The organism is Pseudomonas sp. GL_093 (assembly GCF_057837605.1).
Genome location: NZ_CM174448.1, coordinates 5,325,270 through 5,351,775, shown reverse-complemented (window position 1 = coordinate 5,351,775; position 26,506 = coordinate 5,325,270). Strand labels below are relative to the sequence as shown.

Here is a 26,506-nt window from a genome sequence, read left to right as displayed (position 1 = left end):
CTCAAGGACGGGCGTATGCGCACAGGGATGATGGCGCTGGCGTTGGGTCTGTTGATCCTGCGTTTTTTACCGGTATTACCGCCGGTCTGGTTATGGATGTTGCTGCCGGTAATCGGTTTGATGTTGCTGCCGTTTCGTAGCTATCCATTGGCATTTTTCCTGTTCGGCTTCAGTTGGGCAGGCGCGAATGCACAGTGGGCGCTGGATGATCGGCTGCCGATGAGCCTCGATGGCGAAACCCGTTGGGTCGAAGGTCGGGTGACGGGATTGCCCCAGAACAATGAGGCCGTCGTGCGTTTCGAGTTGGCGGACGCCCGGTCGCGACATGGCAAGGTGCCGAAACTGCTGCGCCTGGCCTGGTATGACGGGCCGCCGGTCAACAGCGGCGAACAGTGGCGACTGGCGGTCAAGTTGAAGCGTCCTGCGGGGCTGCTCAATCCCCATGCCTTCGATTACGACGCCTGGCTGTTGGCGCAACGTATCGGCGCTACCGGGACAGTCAAGGCTGGCGAGCGGCTCAAGGAAGCCCAATGGGCCTGGCGCGACGGCATCCGTCAGCGCTTGCAGGCCGTGGATGCCCAGGGGCGAACGGGTGCGCTGACGGCGTTGGTGCTGGGGGATGGCGCCGGACTGAGTCGCGAAGACTGGCAGGTGCTGCAAGACACCGGCACCGTCCATCTGTTGGTGATTTCCGGCCAACACGTCGGTTTGTTGGCAGGGCTGGTGTATCTGTTGATCGCCGGGCTGGCCCGTTATGGCCTGTGGCCGAAACGCTTGCCTTGGCTGCCGTGGGCCTGTGGACTGGCGTTCGCGGCCGCTCTCGGTTACGGGCTGCTGGCCGGTTTCGAGGTGCCGGTGCGGCGGGCCTGTGTGATGATCGGCCTGGTGCTGTTGTGGCGCCTGCGATTTCGTCACCTCGGCGCCTGGTGGCCGCTGTTGCTGGCGCTCGACGGTGTTTTGCTGCTGGATCCGCTGGCGAGCCTGCAACCGGGTTTCTGGCTGTCGTTCGCGGCGGTGGCGGTGTTGATCTTCACCTTCGGTGGTCGGCTGGGCCCATGGCGTTGGTGGCAAACGTGGACCCGCGCCCAATGGCTGATCGCGATCGGTCTGTGCCCGTTGCTGCTGGTGCTCGGGTTGCCGATCAGTCTCAGCGGGCCGGTGGCCAATTTGCTCGCGGTGCCGTGGATCAGTCTGGTCGTGCTGCCTCCGGCATTGCTGGGTACGTTGTTTTTACCCCTTCCTTACGTGGGCGAAGGGTTGCTGTGGTTGGCAGGAGGTTTGATCGACCTTTTGTTCAAGGGCCTGACGCTGATGGCCGGGTATTTACCCGCGTGGGTGCCGGTGGCTATCCCGTTGTGGGTATGGGCACTGGGAGCACTCGGTGCCTTTCTACTATTAATGCCTCGGGGTGTGCCGTTTCGCTCGTTGGGTTGGCCGATGCTGCTGTTGCTGGTCTTTCCACCCCGGCAGGTCTTGCCTGAAGGCATCGCGGAAGTCTGGCAGCTGGATGTCGGCCAGGGTTTGGCCATCCTGGTGCGCACCCGTCATCACACACTGTTGTATGACACCGGGCCACGTTTCGGCGATTTCGACCTGGGCGAGCGGGTGGTGCTACCGACATTACGCAAACTGGGCGTGGAGGGACTCGATTTGATGCTGATCAGCCATGCCGACGCCGATCACGCGGGCGGCGCCCGGGCCGTTGCCAATGGCCTGCCGGTGAAACGGGTGGTCAGTGGCGATCCCCTGGCGCTGCCGGCCGAGTTGCAGGCAGAAGGCTGCGAGAGCGGCAAGCAATGGGTCTGGGATGATGTGAGGTTCCAGCTCTGGCAATGGTCTTCGGCCCGCGACAGCAATCAAAAATCCTGCGTTCTGCAAATCGAAGCCAACGGTGAACGTCTGTTATTGACCGGTGATATAGATGCCGCAGCGGAGCGGGCGCTGCTCGACAGTCCACTGGCCGTCACCACCGATTGGTTGCAGGCGCCGCACCATGGCAGTCGCAGTTCGTCATCAATGGCGTTGCTTGCCGCGTTGCAGCCCCAGGCGGTGTTGATCTCCCGCGGTCAGGGAAATTCATTCGGTCATCCTCATCCCACGATCATGGCGCGCTATCGAAAGCGCGGCATATCGATCCATGACAGCGCCGAACAGGGTGCCATCCGTCTGCAACTGGGACGCTTCAAGCCGCCATGGACGATGCGTCAAGAACGGCGTTTCTGGCGCTCTGCGCAGTAGCCCGGAGTGATTAAAGACCGACTGGATGCGACATCACGGTCTTCGGTGCGCTCACCCCCTATGTTAGAGTGGCGCACTTTTTCGAGGGGACTGTCACTGTGTGGGAATTGGTCAAATCCGGCGGATGGATGATGATACCGATCATTCTGAGTTCCATTGCAGCCATGGCGATCGTCGCCGAACGTCTCTGGACCCTGCGAGCCAGCCGTGTGACCCCGGAGCATTTGCTCGGGCAGGTCTGGGTCTGGATCAAGGACAAACAACTCAATAAAGACAAACTCAAGGAACTGCGCGCCAACTCGCCGTTGGGCGAGATCCTGGCTGCCGGCCTGGCCAACTCCAGGCATGGTCGCGAGATCATGAAAGAGTGCATTGAAGAAGCCGCAGCGCGGGTTATTCACGAGCTCGAACGCTACATCAATGCGCTGGGCACTATCGCCGCCATGGCCCCGTTGCTGGGTCTGTTGGGGACGGTGTTGGGCATGATCGATATCTTCAGCGCATTCATGGGCTCGGGCATGACCACCAATGCCGCCGTGTTGGCCGGTGGTATCTCCAAGGCGCTGATAACCACAGCCGCAGGCCTGATGGTCGGTATCCCGTCGGTGTTCTTCCACCGTTTCCTGCAACGCCGGATCGATGAACTGGTGGTGGGCATGGAGCAGGAAGCAATCAAACTGGTCGAAGTGGTACAGGGCGATCGTGATGTTGACCTGAATGGGGGCAAAGCGTGAAATTCCGCCGCAAGCAACGGGAGAATGTGGACATCAACCTCGCGTCGCTGATCGACGTAGTGTTCATCCTGCTGCTGTTTTTCGTTGTCACCACCACGTTTACCCGTGAAACCCAGTTGCGCGTCGATCTGCCGGAAGCGGTCAGCGGTTCGCCTGCCGAAGACCAGCAGGTCAAGCATCTGGACGTTGCCATCAGCGCCGAGGGCGTGTTTTCGGTGAACAACCAATTGTTGTCGAAGAACGATCTGGCCACCCTGATGGACGCGCTGCAGAAAGAATCCAGTGGCGACACCAACCTGCCGCTGTCCATCAGTGCCGACGGCAAGACTCAGCATCAGTCCGTCATCACCGCCATGGACGCCGCCGGTAAACTCGGTTTTAGCCACCTGCGCATGACCACTGTCGAGGCGGCGCCGCCCGCGCCCTGATGGCCATGTCCGATCGCTTGCTCGCCGCGTGGTACCAAGGTCATCCGGCCCTGAAGCTGTTACAGCCGCTGGAGTGGCTGTATCGGCGCGTGGTCATGAACAAGCGCAAGCGTTTTCTGGCGGGCGAGGGCGAGATCTATCAACCGCCGGTGCCGCTGATCGTAGTCGGTAACATTACCGTCGGCGGCACCGGCAAGACGCCGCTGATTCTGTGGATGATCCAGCACTGCCAGCGCAGCGGCTTGCGGGTCGGTGTGGTTAGCCGGGGTTACGGCGCCAAACCGCCGCAACTGCCTTGGCGGGTGGAGGCGGATCAAAGCGCCGAGATCGCAGGCGACGAACCGCTGTTGATCGTCCAGCGTACCGGCGTTCCGTTAATGATCGACCCCGACCGCAGCAGCGCCGTCAAAGCCCTGCTGGCGAGTGAGCCACTGGACCTGATCCTGTCCGACGACGGCATGCAGCATTACCGATTGGCCCGCGACCTTGAACTGGTGCTGATCGACGCCGCTCGAGGTTTGGGCAACCAGCGCTGCCTACCCGCCGGGCCGTTGCGTGAGCCGGCCGAGCGCCTGCAAAGCGTCGACGCGGTGCTCTACAACGGTGCCGATGCCGATCGCGACGGCGGTTTTGCCTTCCAGCTTCAACCTACCGAATTGATCAATCTGCAAAGCGGCGAACGGCGTCCCCTCGACCACTTTCCCGCGGGCCAGGCGCTGCACGCCGTGGCCGGGATCGGCAATCCGCAGCGTTTCTTCACAACCCTCGAAACGCTACACTGGCAGCCAGTGCCGCATGCGTTTGCCGACCACGCCGAATACAGCGTGCAGGCCTTGAATTTCACACCGTCATTGCCGTTGGTGATGACCGAAAAGGACGCGGTGAAGTGCCGTGCCTTCGCCGCCGCCGATTGGTGGTACCTGGCGGTCGATGCTGCGCCATCGCCGGCCTTCGTGGCCTGGTTCGATACGCAGCTGATGCGCCTGTTGCCGGCTCGTCTTTTGCCTTAAATCCGTTTTTATCCAGGGAATGCTCATGGACACCAAATTGCTCGATATCCTCGCTTGCCCGGTCTGCAAAGGCCCGCTCAAGCTCAGTGCCGACAAAACCGAGCTGATCAGCAAGGGCGCAGGCCTGGCTTACCCGATTCGCGACGGCATCCCGGTGATGCTCGAAACCGAAGCCCGCACCCTGACCACCGACGAGCGTCTGGATAAATGACCACAGCCTTTACCGTTGTCATTCCATCGCGTTACGCCTCCACCCGATTGCCGGGCAAACCGCTGCTGCTGATCGCCGGCAAGCCGATGATCCAGCACGTCTGGGAACAGGCGAGTAAAAGCAGCGCTCAACGGGTGGTAGTCGCCACGGACGATGCGCGCATCGTCGAGGCCTGCAAAGGGTTTGGCGCTGAAGTGGTGCTGACCCGCGAAGATCACAATTCGGGCACCGACCGTTTGGCCGAAGTCGCCGCGAAGCTGGGCCTGGCGCCCGACGCCATTGTGGTCAACGTCCAGGGTGACGAACCGTTGATCCCGCCAAGCGTGATCGATCAGGTTGCCGCCAACCTGGCCGCCCACACCGAAGCGCGCATGGCCACATTGGCCGAGCCGATCGAAGACGTGGAAACCCTGTTCAATCCCAACGTGGTCAAGGTTGTCAGCGACCTTAATGGCCTGGCGTTGACCTTCAGTCGCGCCACGTTGCCGTGGGCCCGGGACGCGTTCGCCAAAAGCCGCGAGCAATTGCCGGAAGGCGTGCCATATCGTCGGCACATTGGCATCTATGCCTACCGCGCCGGTTTCCTGCATGACTTCGTCAGCTGGGGCCCGTGCTGGCTGGAAAACACCGAATCCCTGGAACAGCTGCGTGCCCTGTGGCACGGCGTGCGGATTCACGTTGCCGACGCGCTGATCGCACCGCCGACCGGCGTCGATACTGTCGAAGACCTTGAGCGCGTTCGTCGCCTGCTGGAGGCCTGATGCGGGTTTTGTTTGTCTGCCTGGGCAACATCTGCCGTTCTCCGACGGCCGAAGGCGTGCTACGACACAAACTGCGCGAAGCGGGGCTGGCCGATCAAATCGAAGTGGCCTCCGCTGGCACCGGTGACTGGCACGTCGGCAAGGCCCCGGACAAGCGCAGTCAGGCGGCGGCCAAGCTGCGCGGTTATGACCTGTCCGCTCAGCGCGCCCAGCAAGTGTCCCGCGCCGATTTCGCCACCTACGACCTGATTCTGGCGATGGACCACAGCAACCTGCGCAACCTCAAGGCCCTGCAACCGGCCAAGGGCAAGGCCGAGCTGGACCTGTTCCTGCGTCGCTACCAGTCGGAAATGGATGAAGTGCCGGATCCGTATTACGACGGCGACCAAGGCTTCGAGCAGGTGCTGGACCTGATCGAGCGCGCCAGTGATTTGCTGGTGATCGAATTGAAGGGACGGTTATGAGTTTGCAGGTGCGCGCCCAGGTTTCGCTCAAACCGTTCAACACCTTTGGTGTCGATGTTCAGGCCCGGCTGTTTGCCGAGGCCCATAACGATGCCGACGTGCGTGAAGCCCTGGCTTATGCGGTGCAACATGATGTGCCGCTGCTGGTGATTGGCGGTGGCAGCAATCTGCTGCTGACGGCCGATATCCAGTCGCTGGTGCTGCGCATGGCCACGCGCGGGATTCGCATCCTGAGCGATGACGGCAGCAAAGTCGTGATCGAAGCCGAGGCCGGCGAGCCTTGGCATCCGTTCGTGCAGCACACCTTGGCGCAGGGTTTGTCGGGCCTGGAAAACCTCAGTCTGATTCCCGGCACCGTCGGCGCGGCACCGATGCAGAACATCGGCGCCTATGGTGTGGAGATCAAAGACGTATTCGCCGGCCTGACTGCGCTGGATCGCCAGACCGGCAACCTGCGGGACTTCACCCTGGAAGAATGCAACTTCGCCTACCGCGACAGCCTGTTCAAGCAGGAACCGGGGCGTTGGTTGATCCTGCGGGTTCGGTTCATCCTGGACCGCGCCGCGCACCTGCATCTGGAATACGGCCCGGTGCGCCAGCGCTTGACCGAGCAAGGTATCGATCACCCGACCGCCACCGATGTCAGCCAGGCGATTTGCAGCATCCGCAACGAAAAGCTTCCAGACCCGGCAGTGCTCGGCAATGCCGGCAGCTTCTTCAAGAATCCTTTGGTGCCAGCGGCGCTTGTTGCACAACTCAAAGGTGAATACCCGGATCTGGTGGCCTACGCGCAACCCGACGGGCAGATGAAACTGGCGGCGGGCTGGCTGATTGAACGGGCCGGCTGGAAAGGTTTCCGTGACGCCGATGCCGGTGTGCATAAATTACAGGCGCTGGTGCTGGTCAACTATGGCAACGCGACCGGTCTGCAATTGCTGAACCTGGCACAACGCATCCAGAAAGACATTTCAGAGCGTTTCCATGTCGACCTGGAAATGGAGCCCAATCGGTATTGAGGCTACGCTTTCAAGACTGATCTCAAAGCCCTGCACACGTTTAACGGTGCAGGGCTTTTTTGTTAATGCTGGGTTAACTTAGCCACCTAACGATGCAAACGTTTGCTCCACCAAAGGCCCGATGCAGGCGCTATCGTCCGCATAAGAGAGCCTCATTAGCCTGAGCCGATCTGCGTGATGCCAACCGCCAACCCCACTGGCGGCAGATTGCTCGACCCCATAACCAATAACTATGCGGGCGTGCCCATGAATACCCTGAAGCTTAACGGTCAAGACTACAAAATGGATGTGCCGGACGAGATGCCGCTGCTGTGGGCTATTCGCGATGTAGCGGGCGGCCATCCAGGCACGAAATTCGGTTGCGGCATGGGGCTGTGCGGTGCCTGTACGATTCATATCGACGGCCAGCCTGCGCGGGCGTGCATCACGCCGATCAGTTCCGTGAACGGGCAGAACGTCACCACCATCGACGAATTGCACAACGACCCGATCGGGCAAGTCGTCCAGCAAGCCTGGCTCGACACTGCCGTGGCCCAGTGCGGTTTCTGCCAGGGCGGGCAGATCATGTCGGCGACAGCGCTGCTCAAGACCAACCCGAACCCCAGCGACGAACAGATCGAAGAGGCGATGGTCGGCAACATTTGCCGCTGCGGCACGTACAACCGCATCAAGACCGCCATCCGCCAGGCATCCACTCACCTGAAGGAGGCCAAGGCATGAGCCAGTTACCGAATGATTTCGCGCTGAGCAACCTCAGTCGTCGCGGTTTCCTCAAAGGCGTTGGCGCCACCAGTGCGTTGGTTTTGGTGGCGAGTTGGGGCTGGCAAGACGCTTTCGCTGCCGAGAAAGAGAAGAAATTCGGCGCTGATGGCATGCCCAACGGCTGGATCGATGATCCGAAGGTTTACGTCAGCATCGCCGCTGACGGCACGGTGACCGTGGTCTGCAACCGTTCGGAAATGGGCCAGGGTGTGCGCACCAGCCTGACGATGGTGGTGGCTGATGAGCTGGAAGCCGATTGGGCGATGATGAAGGTGCAACAGGCGCCGGGCGACGAAGTGCGCTTCGGCAACCAGGACACCGATGGCTCGCGCAGCATGCGCCACTGGTACGAGCCGATGCGTCGCTGCGGTGCTGCCGCGCGGACCATGCTTGAACAAGCCGCTGCCGAGCAGTGGAAAGTGCCGGTCAGCGAATGCCGCGCGCAACTGCATAAAGTCATTCACCAACCGACCGGGCGTGAGCTCGGTTACGGCGCTTTGGCCGCCGCGGCCGGTGCGTTGGCAGTGCCCGCGCGTGACAGCTTGCGGCTCAAGCAACCGTCGGAATTCCGCTATATCGGCAAGGAAGGCACCAAGGCTATCGACGGTGCCGACATCGTCAATGGCCGCGCCATTTACGGTGCAGACGTACATTTCGACGGCATGCTCTACGCCACCATTGCGCGCCCTGCGGTGTACGGCGGCAAGGTCAAGTCCGTCGACTCCAGCGCCGCGATGAAAGTCCCGGGCGTGATCAAGGTCGTGCAGATCGAAGGTCATCCGCTGCCGTCGGAGTTTCAGCCGTTGGGCGGCGTGGCCGTGGTGGCCAGCAATACCTGGGCGGCGATCAAGGGCCGCGAAGCGCTGAAAATCGAGTGGGATGATGGCCCCAACGCCAGTTATGACTCGATCGCTTACCGCAAGGAAATTGAGGCTGCATCCCTCAAACCCGGCAAAGTGGTGCGCAATACCGGCAACATCGACGAGGCCATGGGCAGCGCCGACAGCACCCTGGAAGCGTCCTATTACCTGCCGCACCTCACGCAGGCGCCGATGGAACCGATGGTTGCCGTCGCCCGCTTCAAGGACGGTGTGTGCGAAGCCTGGGCCCCAAGCCAGGCGCCCCAAGTCTCCCGCGAACGAATTGGCGAACGCCTCGGCATTCCGTTCGATAACGTCACCTTTAACGTCACGTTGCTGGGCGGCGGTTTCGGTCGTAAATCCAAACCGGACTTCATCATCGAGGCCGCCATTCTTGCCAAGGAATTCCCCGGCAAGGCGGTGCGGGTGCAATGGACCCGTGAGGATGACATCCACTGCTCCTATTTCCACACGGTGTCGGCCGAGTACCTGAAAGCCAGCCTGAACAAGGACGGCCTGCCGTCCGGCTGGTTGCACCGCACCGTGGCGCCAAGCATCACCGCGTTGTTTGCGCCGGGCATGAACCACGAGGCGGCCTTCGAGCTGGGCATGGGCTTCACCAACATGGCTTACGCGATCCCCAACGTGCGCCTGGAAAACCCGGAAGCGGCGATTCACACACGCGTCGGCTGGTATCGCTCGGTGTCGAACATTCCTCACGGGTTTGCGATTCAGAGCTTTGTCGATGAGCTGGCGCACAAGGCCGGTCAGGATCCGCTCAAGTACCAGATCAAGTTGCTCGGCCCGGACCGGCAGATCGATCCGCGCACCTTGAGTGAAGAGTGGAACTACGGCGAATCCCCCGAGCGTTATCCGATCGACACGGCGCGGATGCGCACGGTGCTGGAAACCGCCGCCAAAGCCGCCGGTTGGGGCCGCGAGTTGCCCAAGGGCCGAGGCCTGGGGCTGGCGGTGCATTACAGTTTCGTGACCTATGTGGCGGCGGTGATCGAGGTCGAAGTCAAAGACGACGGCACGCTGATCGTGCACAAGGCCGACATCGCGGTGGATTGCGGTCCGCAGATCAACCCCGAGCGGATTCGCGCGCAGTTCGAAGGTGCCTGTGTCATGGGCCTGGGCAACGCGGTGCTGGGGGAAATCAGCTTCAAGGACGGCAAGGTCCAGCAGGACAACTTCCATATGTACGAAGTGGCGCGCATGTCGCTGGCGCCGAAGGAAGTTGCGGTTCATCTGGTCACGCCGCCAGGCAATGTGCCACTGGGCGGTGTCGGTGAACCAGGCGTGCCTCCGATTGCGCCGGCACTGTGCAACGCAATCTTTGCCGCCACCGGCAAGCGCATCCGGGACCTGCCGGTTCGCTATCAGCTGCAAGGTTGGCAGAAGGCGCAAGCCTGATGGACAGCGTCGATCTGAACGTCCTGCGCAGCGTGCTCGAATGGCGCCGCGCCGGTCAGCGGGTGGTGTTGTACAGCGTGGTCCAGACCTGGGGCACCGCGCCGCGAGCACCTGGCGCAATGCTGGCCTTGCGTGAAGATGGCGTGGTGATTGGCTCGGTGTCCGGCGGGTGTGTCGAGGACGATTTGATTGCCCGGCTGCACGACGGTCGTATTCCAGCCGATGGGCCGCCGGTGCAATTGATCACTTACGGCGTCACCCGCGAGGAGGCGGCACGCTTCGGTTTGCCGTGCGGTGGGACCTTGCGCCTGACCGAGGAACGCGTCGGCGATCCGGCTTGGGTCGCCGAGTTGCTGGCGCGCTGCGAGGCGCATGAAATCGTGGCTCGCTCACTCAGTGTCGAGACGGGTGAAGTCATGCTGCAACCGGCTGACAAGACGGATGTCCTGACGTTCGATGGCAAGACGTTGCGAGCCATTTACGGCCCACGTTGGCGGTTGCTCCTGATCGGTGCGGGGCAGTTGTCCCGTTATGTCGCCGAGATGGCGCGGCTGCTGGATTTCGAAGTGCTGATCTGCGATCCGCGCACCGAGTTCGTTTACGGCTGGGAAGAGCAGCACGGGCGATTTGTTTCGGGCATGCCCGATGACGCGGTGCTCAGCATCCAGACTGACGAGCGTACGGCCATCGTCGCGCTGACCCACGATCCTCGACTCGATGACATGGCGCTGCTCACGGCGCTGGACTCCAAGGCGTTTTATGTCGGTGCGCTGGGTTCGCGGGTCAATAGCCTCAAGCGCCGGGACAATCTGGCTCAGTTAGGCTTGTCACAAGAGGCTATCTCTCGGCTGCACGGCCCGATCGGTTTGCACATTGGCAGCCACACACCGGCGGAAATCGCCTTGTCGCTGCTGGCCGAAATCGTGGCGATCAAAAACGGCGTCGAATTGAAGCAGAAGAAGCTGTTGCAGGAGGTGGTATGAGCGAGCCCATCGGCGTCATCGTGCTGGCAGCGGGGCTGGGCAGTCGGTTTCGACAGGTGGCCGGTGCCGAGAGGGACAAGCTGGTGGCGGATTGCACGGGGCGCGAGGGTGCTGTTCATTCGATGATCGAGCAAGTGCTGGTGAATTTGCCGGCCTCCCTTGAGAAGCGCGTCCTGGTGACCACTGTGGATCGACCGCAAGTGATTCGCATGGCCAAGGCTTATGGCTGCGAGATTGTGCTGACCGAATCGACCGGCATGGGCGACAGCATCGCGGCGGGGGTGGCGGCGTGTCCGCAGCTCGGCGGCTGGCTGATTGTGCTGGGGGATATGCCGTTTATCTTGCCGTCGAGTATTGAACGTGTGGTGGCGGAGATTGCTGATGACGCCGTCAGTGTTCCGGTGCATCAAGGTGAGTTTGGGCATCCGGTGGGATTTGGGCGCAGTTTTGGTCCGGCGTTGATGGCGTTGTCCGGTGATCGAGGGGCCAAGGCGTTGTTTGCGCAGGCGAGGGTGGTCGAGGTGGTCGTGGACGATCCCGGGGTGTTGTGGGATGTGGATGTGCCAGAGAAATTGATTTACCCGCAATGATCGTTCCCACGCTCTGCGTGGGAATGCCTCAAGGGACGCTCCGCGTTCCAGCTCTCGAGAGGGACGCGGAGCGTCCCGGGCTGCATTCCCACGCGGAGCGTGGGAACGATCAGCACAGAACCGCAGGCATAAAAAAGCCCCGCCTGGATCACCAGGCGGGGCTTTTTAGTGGCCGATGGAATCAGACGAGAGGTTTAGGCTCGTGTTCTTTTTCCAGGGCTTGCTCGTGTTGCTCTACCGCTTCCTGAACGGAGCGCGGTGCTTCGTCGATCACCGATTCAGCGGGTTCGGCAGCAGCGACTTCAGCAACCGGGGCAGGTGCTGCCTCGACGACTTCAGCGACAACCGGTGCTGGTTCGACAGCAACCGGAGCAGCAGTGGCAGCCAGTTCGGCTTCCTTCTGCAGACGCTCCTCTTCACGCTTGCGACGACGCACTTCACGTGGATCGTTCGGCGCACGGCCACTCGGCGTCAGGGCGCTGACAGGGGCGGCTTCGACTTCCGGTGCGGCCACTTCGGCAACAACCGGCGCTTCAACCACCGGAGCAGGCTCGGCAGCAGCAACCACTGGCTCGGACACCATGGCCTCGGCTACTGGCGCTTCGGCGGCGGCTGGCTCGGCAACCCAGTTGAACGCGGTTTGCTCTTCGCGAACTTCACGGACAGCTTCGGTCACTGTTTCGGAGGCTGTTTCGACAACCGGTTCTGCGGCAACCACTGGCTCAGCGGCAGCTTCAACGACAGGCTGTGCTTCACGAACCGGGGCTACTTCGATTTCCGGAGCAGCGGTGGCTTCGACCGGAGTCGTTGCTTCAACCACTGGCGCTTCCACTGGAGCGGTTTCCAGGGTGGCGGCAGTCGCGCGTTCGGCTTGCTCGTTAGCCTGTGCTTCGGCTGGAGCGCTGATCACGGTGCTGGCAACGGCTGCGGTAACAGCCAGGCCGGCGGCCAGATCGGCAGCGCTTGGCGCTTCGTTGGTTTCGGCAGCTTCGTTACCTTCGCCGGACTCGGACTCTTCCGAACCTTCGATCACATTACCGTTGGCATCGCGCTGACGCTCACGACGGTTGCTGCGACGACGCTGGCCACGGGAGCGGCGGCGTGGACGATCGCCTTCGGCGCCTTCCTGACCGTCTTCCTGCAGTTGCTCTTCGTTGGTCACCAGCTCTTCTTCAGCGACTGCGGCAGCAGCTTGCTCGGCACGTGGCTGGCGTTCTTCACGCGGTGGGCGCGGAGCACGTTCTTCACGTGGCTGGCGAGCTGGACGCTCTTCAGCAGTAGCAGTAGCAGTAGCAGCAGCGGCCGGAGCAGCATCCAGAGGCTCGCGCAGTTCACGAACCGGACGCTCTTCACGATCGCCACGTGGCTTGCGATCTTCACGAGGAGCGCGCGGTGCACGTTCTTCACGAGGGGCACGTGGTGCGCGCTCTTCACGTGGAGCACGTTCTTCGCGGGCGACTGCTACTGCCGGAGTTTCTTCGCGGGCTTCGCGTGGCTCACGTGGTGCGCGCTCTTCACGCGGTGCACGTTCCTCACGAGGCTTGCGTTCTTCATCGCGGCGACCGTTACGGTTGCGGCTCTGCTGACGACCGTTGCGACGCTCTTCGTTGCGGGCCGGACGCTCGGTGGTCGCCGGTTTTTCAACCACAACCGGAGCAGCAGGCTCTTCTTTGGTCGCGAACAGGCTGACCAGCGACTTCACCAGGCCCTTGAACAGGCTTGGCTCCGGCGCGACGGCGGCAGGTGCGGCAACCGGAGCGGCAACGACTTCGGTCGGAACCGGAGCGTTGGCGCGGGCCGGAGCTGTCTTGACCGCGGCTTCCTGGCGAACCAGGGTGCGGGTCGCAGCGGCAGGCTGAACTTCTTCGACTTCGGCAGCGGCAGCAGCGATTTCGTAGCTGGACTGGCCGACTGCGGCTTCCGGGCTGTCATCGCGCAAACGCTGCACTTCGAAGTGCGGTGTTTCGAGGTGATCGTTCGGCAGAATGACGATGCGGGCACGGGTGCGCAGTTCTATCTTGGTGATCGAGTTGCGTTTTTCGTTGAGCAGGAACGCGGCGACCGGGATCGGCACTTGGGCGCGAACTTCGGCAGTGCGGTCTTTCAGGGCTTCTTCTTCGATCAGGCGCAGGATCGCCAGCGACAGCGATTCAACGTCACGGATGATGCCGGTGCCGTTGCAACGCGGGCAAACGATGCCGCTGCTTTCGCCCAGCGATGGACGCAGGCGCTGACGGGACATTTCCAGCAGGCCGAAGCGCGAGATGCGACCGACTTGCACACGAGCGCGGTCGGCTTCCAGGCATTCGCGGACTTTCTCTTCCACGGCGCGCTGGTTCTTGGCAGGGGTCATGTCGATGAAGTCGATGACGATCAGGCCGCCGATGTCGCGCAGGCGCAACTGACGGGCGATTTCTTCGGCGGCTTCAAGGTTGGTCTGCAGAGCGGTTTCTTCGATGTCGCTGCCTTTGGTGGCGCGCGCCGAGTTGATGTCGATGGACACCAGGGCTTCGGTCGGATCGATAACGATGGAGCCGCCGGAAGGCAGTTCAACGACGCGCTGGAAAGCGGTCTCGATCTGGCTTTCGATCTGGAAACGGTTGAACAGCGGAACGCTGTCTTCGTACAGCTTGATCTTGCTGGCGTACTGCGGCATCACCTGGCGGATGAAGGTCAGGGCTTCGTCCTGGGCTTCAACGCTGTCGATCAGCACTTCGCCGATGTCCTGGCGCAGGTAATCGCGGATGGCGCGGATGATCACGTTGCTTTCCTGGTAGATCAGGAACGGCGCGGAGCGATCCAGCGAGGCTTCTTTGATAGCGGTCCAGAGTTGCAGCAGGTAGTCGAGGTCCCACTGCATTTCTTCGCTGCTGCGGCCCAGGCCGGCAGTGCGAACGATCAGGCCCATGTCGGCTGGGGCAACCAGGCCGTTCAGGGCTTCACGCAGTTCGTTGCGCTCTTCACCTTCGATGCGACGGGAGATACCGCCGGCACGCGGGTTGTTCGGCATCAGAACCAGGTAACGACCGGCCAGGCTGATGAAGGTGGTCAGGGCTGCGCCCTTGTTGCCACGTTCTTCTTTTTCGACCTGAACGATGACTTCCTGGCCTTCGCTCAGGACGTCCTTGATGTTGACGCGGCCTTCGGGGGCTTTCTTGAAGTATTCGCGGGAGATTTCTTTGAGGGGCAGGAAGCCGTGGCGCTCAGAGCCGAAATCGACAAAGGCAGCCTCAAGGCTTGGTTCGATGCGAGTAATCCGGCCTTTATAGATGTTGGCCTTTTTCTGCTCGCGTGCACCGGATTCGATGTCCAGGTCGTAGAGGCGCTGGCCATCTACCAGTGCAACACGCAACTCTTCGGGTTGAGTTGCGTTAATCAGCATTCTTTTCATGTAGTACCGTCGGTTTCCGGGCTGCCGGAAACGGCGTTCGGCACACACGACTTCTCATGGTCGGTGTCAGGTGCGTCAGGAGTGGTTGGACACTCCAGTGTCTAGCGAACCCCGACCAATTGGGCCAGCGTCGCGACGTACGCGTCCTGCTTGCTGTGGCTACTTAAGCACTCAGTCAGGAGGAGGAATCAACCAGCGGCTGTGGACGAGATGAAGCGTCTTGATAAAGCCTATTGCTACACAGTCCAGCGGTTGTGCATCTCCACCCTACACGTATCCCTGATAATTCGGGTGCTGCCGCGCGCAGAATCCGCAGCGGGTTGGCATTTACCGTGAGCTCCGAAAGGGGAGGTCACGCATCATGGCTAATTTAGGCGTTGTTTCCGAAGCGTTCGCTCGGGGTTGTTCGTAGCTGACTGCACTTTGTGAACTGGCCGTGAATATTTGCTCGCAAGGCGAGTGAAAACTCTGCTTTGCGGCATGCTTCAGGCCTCATGTCACCTGCGCTCGTTACAACTGCAAACTCTACCGTTTCGTAGCGAAAGCGCCGTAGGACGGCCTCTCGTCCTCGTGAATTGCGTTGGTCAGGGCCGGTTTTTGACCGTTAGTCCGCTGTCCAGGCCACTTTTGGCGGCGTTCGCGACTATAGCAGCAATGATTAAGTGCTTCAATTCCATAAAAAATTGTTATCATCCGCGCCATGACGACTACTGCCCCTTCGACCCCAGCCGTACAACTGCTGGAGGTCTCGCCGGAATATGCCGGCCAACGTATTGATAACTTCCTTCTCGCTCGGCTCAAAGGCGTGCCCAAGACCTTGATTTACCGCATTTTGCGCAAAGGCGAAGTGCGAGTGAACAAAGGTCGGATCAAGCCCGAATACAAGCTGCAGGCGGGCGATATCGTGCGCGTACCGCCGGTTCGCGTGCCCGAGCGCGACGAGCCGGTACCGCTGGCCCAAGGCTTGCTCCAGCGTCTCGAAGCCTCGATTGTCTTCGAAGACAAGGCATTGATCGTGATCAACAAGCCTTGCGGCATCGCGGTTCATGGCGGCAGCGGCCTGACTTACGGGGTGATCGAAGCCTTTCGTCAGTTGCGTCCCGATTGCAAGGAGCTTGAACTGGTTCACCGTCTCGACCGTGACACCTCCGGCCTGCTGATGATCGCCAAGAAGCGCAGCATGCTGCGCCACTTGCACACGGCATTGCGCGGCGATGGCGTCGATAAGCGCTACATGGCGCTGGTCCGCGGCAACTGGGCGGCCTCGATCAAGCAAGTCCGGGCGTCGCTGGGTAAGAGCAACCTGCGCTCCGGCGAGCGCATGGTCGAGGTCGACGAGGAGGAGGGCAAGGAGTCCGTGACCGTGTTCAAGGTCCTGCGTCGTTTTGGCGACTTTGCCACCCTGATCGAAGCCAAACCGATTACTGGCCGGACTCACCAGATCCGCGTCCATACCCTCCATGCCGGGCATTGCATTGCCGGTGACACCAAGTACGGCGATGAAGCCTTCAGCAAAGAGATTCGTGACTTAGGCGGAAAGCGCCTGTTCCTGCACGCCTACATGCTGACCGTTCCGCTGCCGGATGGTGGTGAGCTGAAGTTGCAGGCGCCGGTCGACGAGATGTGGGCCAAAACCGTGGAGCGCCTGAGTGCACCCATCTGATTACAAGCTGCTGATTTTCGATTGGGACGGCACTCTCGCCGACTCCATTGGTCGGATTGTCGAGTCGATGCATGTCGCGTCCGAGCGATCCGGATTTCAGTTGCGCGATGATTTTGCTGTCAAAGGCATCATCGGTCTGGGTCTACCGGAAGCGATTCGCACGTTGTATCCGGAAATCGGCGACGACGAATTGGTAGCCTTCCGTCAGCACTATGCTGATCACTACATCGCCTCGGAAGCTGTGCCTTCGCCGTTGTTCGAAGGTGTGGTCGAGTCGATGGAAGCGTTTCGCGCCGAGGGTTATCACTTGGCGGTCGCGACCGGCAAGGCCCGTCGCGGGCTGGATCGGGTGCTGAAGTCTCACGGCTGGGAAGATTATTTCGACATCACCCGCGCGGCCGACGAAACCGCCAGCAAACCCCATCCGCTGATGCTCGAGCAGATCCTCGCTCACTGCGAGGTTCGCCCGGAGCAGGCGCTGATGGTGGGCGATTCGTCCTTTGACTTGCAGATGGCGCGCAACGCCGGCATGGATTCGGTGGCCGTCAGCTATGGCGCGCAATCGATCGAAGCGTTGAAGTTGTTCGAGCCGGCGCTGGCCATTGATCGTTTTTCAGAATTGCATGCCTGGCTGAGTCAGCGGGCTTAATAGGTTTTTGCTGGGGTACATGTCATGACCGACGAATGGAAAGCGCCCGCCAAGGCGAGCGCAGAGAGCGGTGACGAGAAAAGCTGGAAGCTGCTGGAAAAGACCCTGCTGGCTGGTGTGCAGGAGCAGCGCCGGTCCCGCCGCTGGGGGATTTTCTTCAAGCTGCTGACCTTTGTGTACCTGTTTGGCGCGTTGGTCCTGTTCACGCCGCTGATGGACATGGAAAAAGCTGCCACCCGCAGTGGCAGCTACACCGCGCTGATCGACGTGACCGGCATGATCGCCGACAAGGAGCCTGCCAGCGCTGACAACATCGTCGGCAGCCTGCGTGCAGCGTTCGAGGACGAGAAGGTCAAAGGTGTCATCCTGCGAATCAACAGTCCGGGCGGCAGTCCGGTGCAGTCGGGTTATGTGTACGACGAAATCGTTCGCCTGCGCGGTCTGCATCCCGATACCAAGATCTACGCGGTGATCTCGGACCTCGGCGCTTCCGGTGCTTACTACATCGCCAGCGCGGCCGATCAGATCTATGCCGACAAAGCGAGCCTGGTGGGTTCCATTGGTGTGACGGCGGCCGGTTATGGCTTTGTCGGGACGATGGAGAAGCTGGGTGTCGAGCGTCGCACTTACACCTCCGGCGAGCACAAATCGTTCCTCGATCCGTTCCAGCCGCAGAAGCCTGAAGAAACTCAGTTCTGGCAGGGCGTGCTCGATACCACTCATCAGCAATTCATCAGCAGCGTCAAGAAAGGGCGTGGCGACCGTCTCAAGGACAAGGAGCATCCAGAGTTGTTCTCCGGGTTGGTCTGGTCCGGCGAGCAGGCACTGCCGTTGGGCCTGATCGATGGCCTGGGGAATGCCAGTTCGGTGGCGCGTGACGTGATCGGCGAGAAAGAGCTGGTGGACTTCACCGTTCAGGAATCGCCTTTCGACCGCTTCTCGAAAAAACTCGGTGCCAGCGTGGCTGAGCATCTGGCGATGTGGATGGGCTTCCAGGGGCCTTCGTTGCGCTGATCTCCTTCGGCATAAAAAAACCGGCCCAAGTGGCCGGTTTTTTAATGTCTGCGCGGTCTCTGTAGCAGCTGGCGAAGCCTGCGTTCGAGTGCGCAGCGCTCGCCAAACCATACGCCGCAACCTTTCAGATAAACCGCGCAATCCGGATTTGCGAGCGCTGCGCACTCGAACGCAGGCTTCGCCAGCTGCTACAGGACTGTGGTGTTCAGGGGATTTCAATCCCTTCGGTCAGCAACATGTCCACCAGGCGAATCAATGGCAGGCCGATCAGGCTGGTGGCGTCAGGGCCTTCGGTGCTTTGAAACAGGCTCACCCCCAAACCTTCGGCTTTGAAGCTGCCAGCGCAGTCATAGGGCTGTTCGGCGCGCAGGTAGCGTTCAATGCGTGCCTGATCGAGCGAGCGCATGTGTACGGTGAACGGCACGCAGTCGACCTGGCATTCACCGGTCTGGCTGTTGAGTAGCGCCAGGCCGGTGAGGAAGGTCACGCTGGCACCGCTCGAGGCCAGCAATTGTTCGCGGGCCTTTTCGAAGGTGTGCGGTTTCCCGATGATCCGCTCGCCAAGCACCGCGACCTGGTCGGAGCCGATGATCAGATGAGCGGCGTGGCTGCCGGCCAGCGCACGTGCTTTTTCCTCGGCGAGGCGTTTGACCAGCTCGATAGCGGACTCGCCCGGGCGATGGCTTTCGTCGATATCCGGCGAGCTGCAGGTAAACGGCAGCTGCAAGCGGGCCAGCAATTCCCGGCGATAAACCGAGCTTGAAGCGAGTAATAAAGGCAGCATGCGCATCTCCAGAAGACAGGCGCGAATTCTAGCGGAGGCTTGCAAGTGACGGACAGGGCTGAATTTCCTTTGACATGGCTGGGGGCATCCCTATAATGCTGCGCCTATGTTGAATGACCCGATTCCACCTCACGTTGACCCGCGCAAATTGGCTGATCGTGGCACCACCCTTCAAGGTGAACTGCTGCTGGCCGATTTGGAGAGACTCTGCGACCCGCTTTCCGACACTGTCGGTACGGTGCAGGCTAAATTCGTTTTTGAACGAGATGAACGTAAGTCTGTGGTAATCCACAGCTTTATCGACACCGAGGTCAAAATGGTTTGCCAGCGTTGTCTTGAGCTGGTCACCCTGCCGATCCATAGCGAATGCAGTTATGCTGTGGTGAAGGAGGGTGCGAATACCCAGTCGTTGCCGAAAGGTTATGACGTGCTGGAACTGGGCGAAGATCCTTTGGATCTGCAGTCACTGATCGAGGAGGAGCTTCTGCTCGCCTTGCCCATTGTGCCTGCTCATCATCCGGAAGAATGCCAGCAGCCGGCGGGTCTCGATGAGCCCGAACCGAGCGAGGACGAGGTAACGCGGTCCAACCCGTTCAGTGTATTGGCGCAGTTAAAGCGTGACCCAAACGTTTAGGAGTTAATCAATTATGGCTGTTCAGCAGAACAAAAAATCCCGCTCTGCCCGTGACATGCGTCGTTCGCACGACGCCCTGACGGCAAGCACTCTGTCTGTAGAAAAAACCACCGGTGAAATTCACCTGCGTCACCACGTATCGCCAGAAGGCGTATACCGTGGCCGTAAAGTGATCGACAAGGGCGCTGACGAGTAATCACTTGTCTGCTCAAGTCATCGCGATTGACGCAATGGGCGGGGACTTCGGTCCCCGCAGCATTGTTCAGGCCAGCCTTGCTTGTCTGTCTGCTACGCCCTCGCTGCACCTGACCCTCGTCGGTCAACCCTCCCTTCTTGAAGAATTGCTCTCTGGCCAATCGGCTGTGGATCGCTCGCGTCTGTCGATAGCGCCTGCGTCCGAAGTCATCACCATGGACGAAAAACCTGCGCAGGCGCTGCGCGGCAAGCCTGATTCGTCGATGCGAGTGGCGCTGGAGTTGCTGCGCGATGGCAAGGTCCAGGCCTGTGTCAGTGCCGGCAATACCGGTGCGCTGATGGCGTTGTCGCGCTTCGTGCTCAAGACCTTGCCGGGCATTGATCGTCCGGCGATGGTGGCGGCGATTCCGACGCAGAAGGGTTATTGCCAGTTGCTCGACCTGGGCGCCAATGTCGATTGCAGCGCCGAGCATCTGTTGCAGTTCGCTGTGATGGGGTCGGTGGCGGCGGAAACACTGGGCATCGTTCGTCCGCGAGTGGCGCTGCTGAACATCGGTACTGAAGACATCAAGGGCAATCAGCAGGTCAAGCTGGCGGCCACCTTGTTGCAGAGTGCTCGCGGCATCAATTACATCGGTTTTGTCGAAGGTGACGGTGTGTACCGTGGCGAGGCGGATGTGGTGGTATGTGACGGTTTTGTCGGCAATATCCTGCTCAAGTCCAGCGAAGGCCTGGCGACCATGATTGCCGGGCGCATCGAAGCCTTGTTCAAGAAAAACCTCGCGTCGAAAGTGGTCGGTGCTTTGGCATTGCCACTGATGAAGCGCTTGCAAGCCGATCTGGCGCCCGCGCGGCATAACGGTGCAAGCTTCCTCGGGTTGCAGGGGATTGTGGTGAAAAGCCATGGTTCGGCGGGGGTTCAGGGCTTCCAGAGTGCGATTCAGCGCGCCTTGATCGAGATTCAGGAAAACCTGCCTGAACGCATTCACGGTCGCCTGGAGGATTTGTTGCTTTAGGCGTTTTCGTCGGACAATGCTTAAATGTGACCGCTCAGTTCAATTTGCCATCCAACTGTCAGTTTCTTGCGTCCCCCAAGCGGGACGTCAATTCTCCGACGACAAGATCATTAGGGGCTTGTTACATGTCTGCTTCCCTCGCATTCGTCTTTCCGGGACAGGGTTCGCAGTCCCTCGGCATGCTGGCCGAGTTGGGCGCGCAACATCCGATTGTCCTCGAAACATTCAAAGAAGCTTCCGATGCTCTGGGTTACGACCTGTGGGCACTGACCCAGCAAGGGCCGGAAGAGCAACTCAATCAAACCGATAAAACCCAACCGGCCATTCTGACCGCCTCGATTGCCTTGTGGCGTCTGTGGCTGGCTGAAGGCGGCGCGCGTCCGGCTTATGTTGCCGGGCACAGCCTGGGCGAATACAGCGCTCTGGTTGCCGCGGGCAGCCTGAGCCTGGGTGATGCGGTGAAGCTGGTTGAACGCCGTGGTCAGTTGATGCAGGAAGCCGTTCCGGCCGGGCAAGGTGGCATGGCCGCCATTCTCGGTCTGGACGATGCTGATGTGCTGGCAGCCTGTGCCGAAGCGGCGCAAGGCGAAGTGGTCAGTGCGGTCAACTTCAACTCCCCTGGCCAAGTGGTCATCGCCGGTGCCAAGGCTGCGGTCGAGCGTGCCATCGAAGGCTGCAAGGCTCGTGGTGCCAAGCGCGCCATGCCGTTGCCGGTCAGTGTGCCGTCCCATTGCGAGCTGATGCGTCCGGCGGCCGAGCGTTTCGCCGAGTCGATCGCAGCGATCGACTGGCAGGCGCCGCAGATTCCAGTGGTTCAAAACGTCAGCGCCACTGTGCCGGCCGATCTGGAAACCCTCAAGCGCGATCTGCTTGAGCAGCTCTACAAGCCTGTACGCTGGGTCGAATCGGTTCAGGCGCTGGCCGCCAAAGGTGCTACCCAATTGGTCGAGTGCGGCCCTGGCAAAGTGCTGGCTGGCCTGAACAAGCGTTGCGCCGAAGGCGTGTCGACATCCAACCTCAATACCCCCGACGCCTTTGCTGCCGCTCGCGCAGCGTTGGCTTGAATCAGGAGAAGCCTGCATGAGTCTGCAAGGTAAAGTTGCACTGGTCACTGGCGCGAGCCGCGGTATCGGCCAGGCTATCGCCCTGGAACTGGGTCGTCAGGGTGCTATCGTAATTGGCACCGCGACATCTGCCTCGGGTGCCGAGCGCATTGCCGCTACCCTGAAGGAAAACGATATTCAAGGCACTGGCCTGGAACTCAATGTCACCAGCGACGAATCCGTTGCTGCAGTACTGGCGAGCATTACATCGCAGTTCGGTGCGCCGGCGATCCTGGTCAACAATGCCGGTATCACCCGCGATAATCTGATGATGCGCATGAAAAATGACGAATGGCATGACGTCGTCGATACCAACCTGAACAGTCTGTTCCGCCTGTCCAAGGGCGTTTTGCGCGGTATGACCAAAGCCCGTTGGGGACGAATTATCAGTATTGGCTCGGTTGTGGGTGCCATGGGCAACGCAGGCCAAGTAAACTACGCAGCCGCCAAGGCCGGTCTGGAAGGTTTCAGCCGTTCACTGGCGCGTGAAGTCGGTTCGCGTTCGATTACGGTAAACTCGGTGGCCCCTGGGTTCATCGACACCGATATGACCCGCGAACTGCCCGAGGCACAGCGTGAAGCCTTGCAGACGCAGATTCCGCTGGGCCGTCTGGGGCAAGCTCAAGAGATCGCGTCTGTGGTCGCTTTTCTTGCGTCCGACGGTGCGGCTTACGTTACTGGGGCTACAATCCCGGTGAACGGCGGGATGTACATGAGTTAAATGTGACGGATCGCTTCAAAAAAATGTCATACGAGCTGTCTAAAATCCGTTATAAAGCTGCAATCTATTTATAGGCAGAGGGTCGTCGGGTTTGAGGAGTGAAGCTTTCAGTTGAAAAACTGAAAAGTCTTTCTATACACTTACCCACTGGCCAGCTGCCTGAATTTGTCCATTAGGAGTGAAAACAAGGTATGAGCACCATCGAAGAGCGCGTCAAGAAAATCGTTGCTGAGCAACTGGGCGTTAAAGAAGAAGAAGTGGTCAACACTGCTTCCTTCGTTGAAGACCTGGGTGCCGACTCCCTTGACACTGTTGAGCTGGTGATGGCTCTGGAAGAGGAATTCGAGACCGAAATCCCTGACGAAGAAGCTGAGAAGATCACTACTGTACAAGCCGCAATCGATTACGTTACTAACCACCAGGCTTAATAGCTTGTAATCGTTGCTTGCTGTCATGGAAAAACCGCACTGCCATCACGGCGTGCGGTTTTTTCTTTAGGCCTGATGCAAAGTCGTCATTTGAAAAAGGAGAGTGCTGTGTCGCGTAGACGCGTCGTAGTCACCGGTATGGGTATGTTGTCGCCACTGGGCACGGATGTGCCGAGCAGTTGGCAGGGCATTCTGGCTGGCCGCAGTGGCATTGGTCTGATCGAACACACCGACCTTTCTGCCTATTCCACCCGTTTTGGCGGCTCGGTAAAGGGCTTCAATGTCGAGGAATACCTGTCGGTCAAGGAAGCTCGCAAGCTCGATCTGTTCATTCAATACGGTCTGGCCGCAGGTTTTCAGGCAATTCGTAACTCTGGTCTGGAAGTCACCGACGCCAACCGTGAGCGCATTGGCGTGGCCATGGGTTCGGGTATTGGCGGACTGACCAATATCGAAGAAACCAGCCGCACACTGCATGATTCCGGCCCACGACGGATTTCTCCGTTTTTCGTGCCTGGCTCGATCATCAATATGATTTCCGGTTTCCTGTCCATCCATCTGGGCGCACAGGGACCTAACTACGCCATCGCCACCGCGTGTACCACCGGTACGCACTGCATCGGCATGGCGGCACGCAACATCATGTACGACGAAGCTGACGTGATGATTGCCGGCGGCGCTGAAATGGCAGCTTGCGGTCTGGGCATGGGCGGCTTCGGTGCCTCCCGCGCACTGTCGACCCGCAACGACGAACCGACCCGCGCCAGCCGTCCATGGGACAAGGGCCGTGATGGCTTCGTGCTGTCCGACGGCGCCGGCGCTCTGGTTCTGGAAGAGCTGGAGCACGCCAAGGCTCGTGGTGCGACGATCTACGCCGAGCTGATCGGCTTTGGCACCAGTGGCGATGCCTACCACATGACGTCGCCACCGGCTGATGGTGCAGGGGCTGCACGTTGCATCACCAATGCGCTGCGCGATGCCAAGATCAATGGCGATCAGGTTCAGTACATCAACGCCCACGGCACCTCGACGTCGGCCGGCGACCTTGCCGAAGCCCGTGCGATCAAGTCGGTGTTCGGCGATCACGCTTACAAGCTGGCGGTCAGTTCGACCAAGTCCATGACCGGTCACCTGCTGGGTGCGGCGGGCGCGGTCGAGGCGATCTTCAGTGTGCTGGCGATCAACAGCCAGGTAGCACCGCCGACCATCAACCTTGATGAGCCGGACGAAGGTTGCGACCTCGATTTCGTACCGCATACCGCGCGCAATATGGATATCGATGTGGTGTTGTCCAACTCCTTCGGGTTTGGCGGCACCAACGGCTCGCTGGTGTTCCGCCGGTTCGCTGACTGATGGACAGCTGGGTCGACGGTCAGCCGGCTGACGCTTTGTCGCTGAAGGATCGCGGCCTGGCTTACGGTGATGGTCTGTTCGAGACCATTGCCGTGCGCAACGGCGCTCCGGTGCTGCTGGATCGGCATCTGGTGCGTTTGGTCAAAGGTTGCCAGCGGTTGGCAATTAATCTCGATCATGCGGCTGTGTGCACAGAGTTACTGACCTATGCCCAAGCGTTGGGCGAAGGTGTGCTCAAGCTCATTGTCACGCGTGGCGAAAGCGCGCGTGGTTATGCGCCCGATCCTTCGGCTCAGGCGCGCCGCATCATGTTGGGCAACCCACCCGCGGTTTATCCTGCTGCCCTTGCGGAGCAGGGTGTTCGCCTGTTCCCCTGTGCGACGCGGCTTTCCAAACAGCCTCTGCTCGCCGGACTCAAACACCTGAACCGTCTTGAGCAGGTTATCGCCCGTTCTGAATGGCAAGATACCGATCATGCCGAAGGCTTGATGCTCGATCAGGCCGGGCGCGTCATTGAAGGCGTGTTCAGCAATCTGTTCCTGATCCGCGATGGCGTGCTGATCACGGCTGATTTAAAGCGCTGCGGCGTGGCCGGCGTGATGCGTGCCGAATTATTGTTTCAAGCCGAGTCATTGGGGATCCCCACACAAATCACCGATATCACCCTCGATCAGCTGCAATGGGCTGATGAAGTCTTTGTCTGCAACAGCGTGTATGGCGTTTGGCCGGTGCGCGCCTATGCCGCACTGAGCTGGCCGGTTGGTCCGCTCACCCGTAAACTCCAAACCATTGCCCGCGCGCTACTGGATGCTTGATACGTGAGACGTAAATTCTTGCTGCTGCTGGAAACCGGATTGGTTCTGGCAGGGCTGTGTCTGGGCGCTTCCGCCTGGAAAATCCATTCGGCGCTGGAACAGCCGCTGAACATCACTCAGGAAGAGCTGCTGGAAGTGCCAAAAGGCACGACACCGACCCGCACCTTCTATCGACTCGAAGCCGATGGCGTCATCAAGGATGCTTTCTGGCTGCGGGTGTATTGGCGCTTCAATCTCGCCAAACAACCGTTGCACAAGGGCGAATACCGCATGCAGCCCGGCATGACCGTCGAAGGGCTGATTGACCTGTGGAAACGTGGGGAAATGGTTCAGTACAGCCTGACCCTGGTCGAGGGCTGGAATTTCCATCAGGTGCGCGCTGCTCTGGCCAAGGATGAAAAACTCGAAAAGACCCTCGACGGTTTGAGTGATAGCGAGGTGATGGACAAACTCGGCCACACCGGGATTTTTCCGGAAGGGCGATTCTTCCCTGACACCTATCGCTTCGTGCGCGGCATGACCGATGTCGAGCTGCTGAAAAAAGCCTACGACCGCCTCGACGAAGTCCTGGCCAAGGAGTGGAGCCAGCGCGCCGCTGACGTGCCGTACACCGAACCCTATCAGGCGCTGATCATGGCCTCGCTGGTGGAGAAGGAAACCGGCGTGCCGCAGGAGCGCGGGCAAATCGCTGGCGTGTTTGTACGGCGCATGGAAATGGGCATGTTGTTGCAAACGGATCCGACCGTGATCTACGGACTCGGTGACCGTTACAACGGCAAATTGACTCGCGCCCACCTCAAGGAAGCGACGCCGTACAACACCTACATGATTTCGGGATTGCCGCCGACCCCGATCGCCATGGTCGGCCGCGAAGCGATTCATGCAGCGCTGAATCCGGTGGCGGGCAATAGCCTCTATTTCGTTGCTCGTGGTGATGGCAGTCACGTGTTCTCCGATGATCTGGATGCGCACAATAACGCTGTGCGTGAGTTCCAGATCAAGCGCCGTGCCGACTACCGCTCCAGCCCGGCGCCGGCTACGGCACCAGAGGCGACGGATCAGCAGGCACCGATTCCGGCTGCTTCGCCCGACACAGCTCCCGAGGCTTTGCCGCAAGTGTCGCCGCAGGAGTCGGTGCAGGAATCGTCGCCGGTGCAGCCTCAAGAGACCCCGCCGGCGCCTGCTCCAGAACCCGCTCAAGAACCCGCAGCCGCACCCGCGCCCGAACCGGATGCAACCGCGCCGCAAAGCCCGCAATGACTCTGAC

26 protein-coding genes are annotated in these 26,506 nt (G+C 60.4%); 24 read left to right on the top strand and 2 right to left on the bottom strand.

Annotated features, from left to right (window positions below; translation table 11 throughout):
- The first annotated feature begins 15 nt into the window (after nt 1–15).
- The 12 genes from AC3IUE_RS24645 (at nt 16) to AC3IUE_RS24590 (ending at nt 11,473) form a co-directional block, all read left to right on the top strand.
- Nucleotides 16–2,238 carry a DNA internalization-related competence protein ComEC/Rec2 gene (locus AC3IUE_RS24645; protein ID WP_489264047.1) on the top strand — a complete coding sequence of 741 codons (2,223 nt, stop codon included), beginning with the start codon at nt 16–18 and terminating at the stop codon, nt 2,236–2,238.
- 98 nt (nt 2,239–2,336) lie between these two features.
- Nucleotides 2,337–2,972 (top strand): MotA/TolQ/ExbB proton channel family protein, encoded by a 636-nt coding sequence (locus AC3IUE_RS24640; protein ID WP_046049059.1) that lies wholly within the window; start codon nt 2,337–2,339, stop codon nt 2,970–2,972.
- Entirely contained in the window at nt 2,969–3,400 is a 432-nt protein-coding gene (locus AC3IUE_RS24635) for an ExbD/TolR family protein (RefSeq protein WP_046049060.1), read from the top strand. Before AC3IUE_RS24640 ends, AC3IUE_RS24635 begins: the two co-directional genes overlap by 4 nt.
- Nucleotides 3,400–4,410, top strand: a complete 1,011-nt coding sequence (lpxK, locus tag AC3IUE_RS24630; RefSeq protein ID WP_489264046.1) for a tetraacyldisaccharide 4'-kinase — start codon at nt 3,400–3,402, stop codon at nt 4,408–4,410. Before AC3IUE_RS24635 ends, lpxK begins: the two co-directional genes overlap by 1 nt.
- Nucleotides 4,411–4,435: 25 nt before the next feature.
- On the top strand, nt 4,436–4,621 hold the full coding sequence (locus AC3IUE_RS24625) for a Trm112 family protein (RefSeq protein ID WP_007945752.1): 186 nt from the start codon (nt 4,436–4,438) through the stop codon (nt 4,619–4,621).
- The gene (gene kdsB / locus AC3IUE_RS24620) at nt 4,618–5,382 is read left to right on the top strand and encodes a 3-deoxy-manno-octulosonate cytidylyltransferase (RefSeq protein ID WP_008152377.1); all 765 of its coding nucleotides are present in this window, start codon (nt 4,618–4,620) and stop codon (nt 5,380–5,382) included. Before AC3IUE_RS24625 ends, kdsB begins: the two co-directional genes overlap by 4 nt.
- The gene (locus tag AC3IUE_RS24615; protein WP_489264044.1) at nt 5,382–5,846 is read left to right on the top strand and encodes a low molecular weight protein-tyrosine-phosphatase; all 465 of its coding nucleotides are present in this window, start codon (nt 5,382–5,384) and stop codon (nt 5,844–5,846) included. The genes kdsB and AC3IUE_RS24615 overlap by 1 nt, the downstream gene beginning before the upstream one ends.
- Complete coding sequence (gene murB, locus AC3IUE_RS24610; protein ID WP_489264043.1) at nt 5,843–6,862, top strand: UDP-N-acetylmuramate dehydrogenase; 1,020 nt, start codon at nt 5,843–5,845, stop codon at nt 6,860–6,862. The genes AC3IUE_RS24615 and murB overlap by 4 nt, the downstream gene beginning before the upstream one ends.
- Nucleotides 6,863–7,108: 246 nt before the next feature.
- Nucleotides 7,109–7,582, top strand: a complete 474-nt coding sequence (locus AC3IUE_RS24605; RefSeq protein WP_150657063.1) for a (2Fe-2S)-binding protein — start codon at nt 7,109–7,111, stop codon at nt 7,580–7,582.
- Entirely contained in the window at nt 7,579–9,900 is a 2,322-nt protein-coding gene (locus AC3IUE_RS24600; protein WP_489264042.1) for a xanthine dehydrogenase family protein molybdopterin-binding subunit, read from the top strand. The genes AC3IUE_RS24605 and AC3IUE_RS24600 overlap by 4 nt, the downstream gene beginning before the upstream one ends.
- A complete protein-coding gene (locus AC3IUE_RS24595) occupies nt 9,900–10,883 on the top strand; it encodes an XdhC family protein (RefSeq protein ID WP_489264041.1) in 984 nt (327 codons plus the stop codon). Before AC3IUE_RS24600 ends, AC3IUE_RS24595 begins: the two co-directional genes overlap by 1 nt.
- Nucleotides 10,880–11,473 (top strand): nucleotidyltransferase family protein, encoded by a 594-nt coding sequence (locus AC3IUE_RS24590; protein WP_489264040.1) that lies wholly within the window; start codon nt 10,880–10,882, stop codon nt 11,471–11,473. The genes AC3IUE_RS24595 and AC3IUE_RS24590 overlap by 4 nt, the downstream gene beginning before the upstream one ends.
- A gap of 181 nt (nt 11,474–11,654) precedes the next feature.
- On the opposite strand, the gene rne is transcribed toward AC3IUE_RS24590, so the two are convergent.
- Complete coding sequence (gene rne, locus AC3IUE_RS24585) at nt 11,655–14,864, bottom strand: ribonuclease E (protein WP_489264038.1); 3,210 nt, start codon at nt 14,862–14,864, stop codon at nt 11,655–11,657.
- 700 nt (nt 14,865–15,564) lie between these two features.
- Between rne and rluC the strand changes: the two genes are divergently transcribed.
- Genes rluC through AC3IUE_RS24570 form a run of 3 tightly spaced genes read left to right on the top strand, consistent with a single transcriptional unit; the run spans nt 15,565 to nt 18,190 of the window.
- A complete protein-coding gene (rluC, locus tag AC3IUE_RS24580) occupies nt 15,565–16,527 on the top strand; it encodes a 23S rRNA pseudouridine(955/2504/2580) synthase RluC (protein ID WP_461999521.1) in 963 nt (320 codons plus the stop codon).
- The gene (locus AC3IUE_RS24575) at nt 16,514–17,176 is read left to right on the top strand and encodes an HAD-IA family hydrolase (RefSeq protein WP_134419081.1); all 663 of its coding nucleotides are present in this window, start codon (nt 16,514–16,516) and stop codon (nt 17,174–17,176) included. Before rluC ends, AC3IUE_RS24575 begins: the two co-directional genes overlap by 14 nt.
- Nucleotides 17,177–17,200: 24 nt before the next feature.
- A complete protein-coding gene (locus AC3IUE_RS24570) occupies nt 17,201–18,190 on the top strand; it encodes a S49 family peptidase (protein ID WP_489264037.1) in 990 nt (329 codons plus the stop codon).
- Nucleotides 18,191–18,395: 205 nt separating this feature from the next.
- On the opposite strand, the gene AC3IUE_RS24565 is transcribed toward AC3IUE_RS24570, so the two are convergent.
- Complete coding sequence (locus AC3IUE_RS24565) at nt 18,396–18,974, bottom strand: Maf family protein (protein WP_489264036.1); 579 nt, start codon at nt 18,972–18,974, stop codon at nt 18,396–18,398.
- A gap of 106 nt (nt 18,975–19,080) precedes the next feature.
- On the opposite strand from AC3IUE_RS24565, the gene AC3IUE_RS24560 reads away from it, so the two are divergent.
- From AC3IUE_RS24560 to mltG, 9 genes are all read left to right on the top strand, one after another.
- Nucleotides 19,081–19,608, top strand: a complete 528-nt coding sequence (locus AC3IUE_RS24560; RefSeq protein ID WP_004371317.1) for a YceD family protein — start codon at nt 19,081–19,083, stop codon at nt 19,606–19,608.
- 13 nt (nt 19,609–19,621) lie between these two features.
- Nucleotides 19,622–19,804 carry a 50S ribosomal protein L32 gene (rpmF, locus tag AC3IUE_RS24555; protein WP_008152339.1) on the top strand — a complete coding sequence of 61 codons (183 nt, stop codon included), beginning with the start codon at nt 19,622–19,624 and terminating at the stop codon, nt 19,802–19,804.
- A 4-nt stretch (nt 19,805–19,808) separates the two neighbouring features.
- Nucleotides 19,809–20,819 carry a phosphate acyltransferase PlsX gene (plsX, locus tag AC3IUE_RS24550; RefSeq protein ID WP_082459097.1) on the top strand — a complete coding sequence of 337 codons (1,011 nt, stop codon included), beginning with the start codon at nt 19,809–19,811 and terminating at the stop codon, nt 20,817–20,819.
- A 125-nt stretch (nt 20,820–20,944) separates the two neighbouring features.
- A complete protein-coding gene (fabD, locus tag AC3IUE_RS24545; RefSeq protein ID WP_046049074.1) occupies nt 20,945–21,883 on the top strand; it encodes an ACP S-malonyltransferase in 939 nt (312 codons plus the stop codon).
- 16 nt (nt 21,884–21,899) lie between these two features.
- Nucleotides 21,900–22,643, top strand: coding sequence for a 3-oxoacyl-ACP reductase FabG (gene fabG, locus AC3IUE_RS24540; RefSeq protein WP_461999515.1), 744 nt, complete (start codon nt 21,900–21,902; stop codon nt 22,641–22,643).
- Between the two features lie 191 nt (nt 22,644–22,834).
- Nucleotides 22,835–23,071, top strand: a complete 237-nt coding sequence (gene acpP, locus AC3IUE_RS24535; protein ID WP_003442511.1) for an acyl carrier protein — start codon at nt 22,835–22,837, stop codon at nt 23,069–23,071.
- 108 nt (nt 23,072–23,179) lie between these two features.
- A complete protein-coding gene (gene fabF, locus AC3IUE_RS24530; RefSeq protein ID WP_489264032.1) occupies nt 23,180–24,424 on the top strand; it encodes a beta-ketoacyl-ACP synthase II in 1,245 nt (414 codons plus the stop codon).
- A complete protein-coding gene (gene pabC, locus AC3IUE_RS24525; RefSeq protein WP_461999513.1) occupies nt 24,424–25,239 on the top strand; it encodes an aminodeoxychorismate lyase in 816 nt (271 codons plus the stop codon). Before fabF ends, pabC begins: the two co-directional genes overlap by 1 nt.
- 3 nt (nt 25,240–25,242) lie before the next feature.
- Nucleotides 25,243–26,499 (top strand): endolytic transglycosylase MltG, encoded by a 1,257-nt coding sequence (gene mltG, locus AC3IUE_RS24520; protein WP_489264030.1) that lies wholly within the window; start codon nt 25,243–25,245, stop codon nt 26,497–26,499.
- Nucleotides 26,500–26,506 lie beyond the last annotated feature (7 nt).

Coding starts and splice junctions, on each gene's coding strand:
- murB (WP_489264043.1), top strand. CDS start 5,843: ATGAGTTTGCAGGTGCGCGCCCAGGTTTCGCTCAAACCGTTCAACACC.
- AC3IUE_RS24605 (WP_150657063.1), top strand. CDS start 7,109: ATGAATACCCTGAAGCTTAACGGTCAAGACTACAAAATGGATGTGCCG.
- rpmF (WP_008152339.1), top strand. CDS start 19,622: ATGGCTGTTCAGCAGAACAAAAAATCCCGCTCTGCCCGTGACATGCGT.
- rluC (WP_461999521.1), top strand. CDS start 15,565: ATGACGACTACTGCCCCTTCGACCCCAGCCGTACAACTGCTGGAGGTC.
- AC3IUE_RS24590 (WP_489264040.1), top strand. CDS start 10,880: ATGAGCGAGCCCATCGGCGTCATCGTGCTGGCAGCGGGGCTGGGCAGT.
- lpxK (WP_489264046.1), top strand. CDS start 3,400: ATGGCCATGTCCGATCGCTTGCTCGCCGCGTGGTACCAAGGTCATCCG.
- pabC (WP_461999513.1), top strand. CDS start 24,424: ATGGACAGCTGGGTCGACGGTCAGCCGGCTGACGCTTTGTCGCTGAAG.
- AC3IUE_RS24570 (WP_489264037.1), top strand. CDS start 17,201: ATGACCGACGAATGGAAAGCGCCCGCCAAGGCGAGCGCAGAGAGCGGT.
- fabD (WP_046049074.1), top strand. CDS start 20,945: ATGTCTGCTTCCCTCGCATTCGTCTTTCCGGGACAGGGTTCGCAGTCC.
- AC3IUE_RS24565 (WP_489264036.1), bottom strand. CDS start 18,974: ATGCTGCCTTTATTACTCGCTTCAAGCTCGGTTTATCGCCGGGAATTG.
- rne (WP_489264038.1), bottom strand. CDS start 14,864: ATGAAAAGAATGCTGATTAACGCAACTCAACCCGAAGAGTTGCGTGTT.
- acpP (WP_003442511.1), top strand. CDS start 22,835: ATGAGCACCATCGAAGAGCGCGTCAAGAAAATCGTTGCTGAGCAACTG.
- AC3IUE_RS24645 (WP_489264047.1), top strand. CDS start 16: ATGCGCACAGGGATGATGGCGCTGGCGTTGGGTCTGTTGATCCTGCGT.
- AC3IUE_RS24560 (WP_004371317.1), top strand. CDS start 19,081: ATGTTGAATGACCCGATTCCACCTCACGTTGACCCGCGCAAATTGGCT.
- AC3IUE_RS24625 (WP_007945752.1), top strand. CDS start 4,436: ATGGACACCAAATTGCTCGATATCCTCGCTTGCCCGGTCTGCAAAGGC.
- AC3IUE_RS24595 (WP_489264041.1), top strand. CDS start 9,900: ATGGACAGCGTCGATCTGAACGTCCTGCGCAGCGTGCTCGAATGGCGC.
- fabG (WP_461999515.1), top strand. CDS start 21,900: ATGAGTCTGCAAGGTAAAGTTGCACTGGTCACTGGCGCGAGCCGCGGT.
- AC3IUE_RS24615 (WP_489264044.1), top strand. CDS start 5,382: ATGCGGGTTTTGTTTGTCTGCCTGGGCAACATCTGCCGTTCTCCGACG.
- kdsB (WP_008152377.1), top strand. CDS start 4,618: ATGACCACAGCCTTTACCGTTGTCATTCCATCGCGTTACGCCTCCACC.
- AC3IUE_RS24600 (WP_489264042.1), top strand. CDS start 7,579: ATGAGCCAGTTACCGAATGATTTCGCGCTGAGCAACCTCAGTCGTCGC.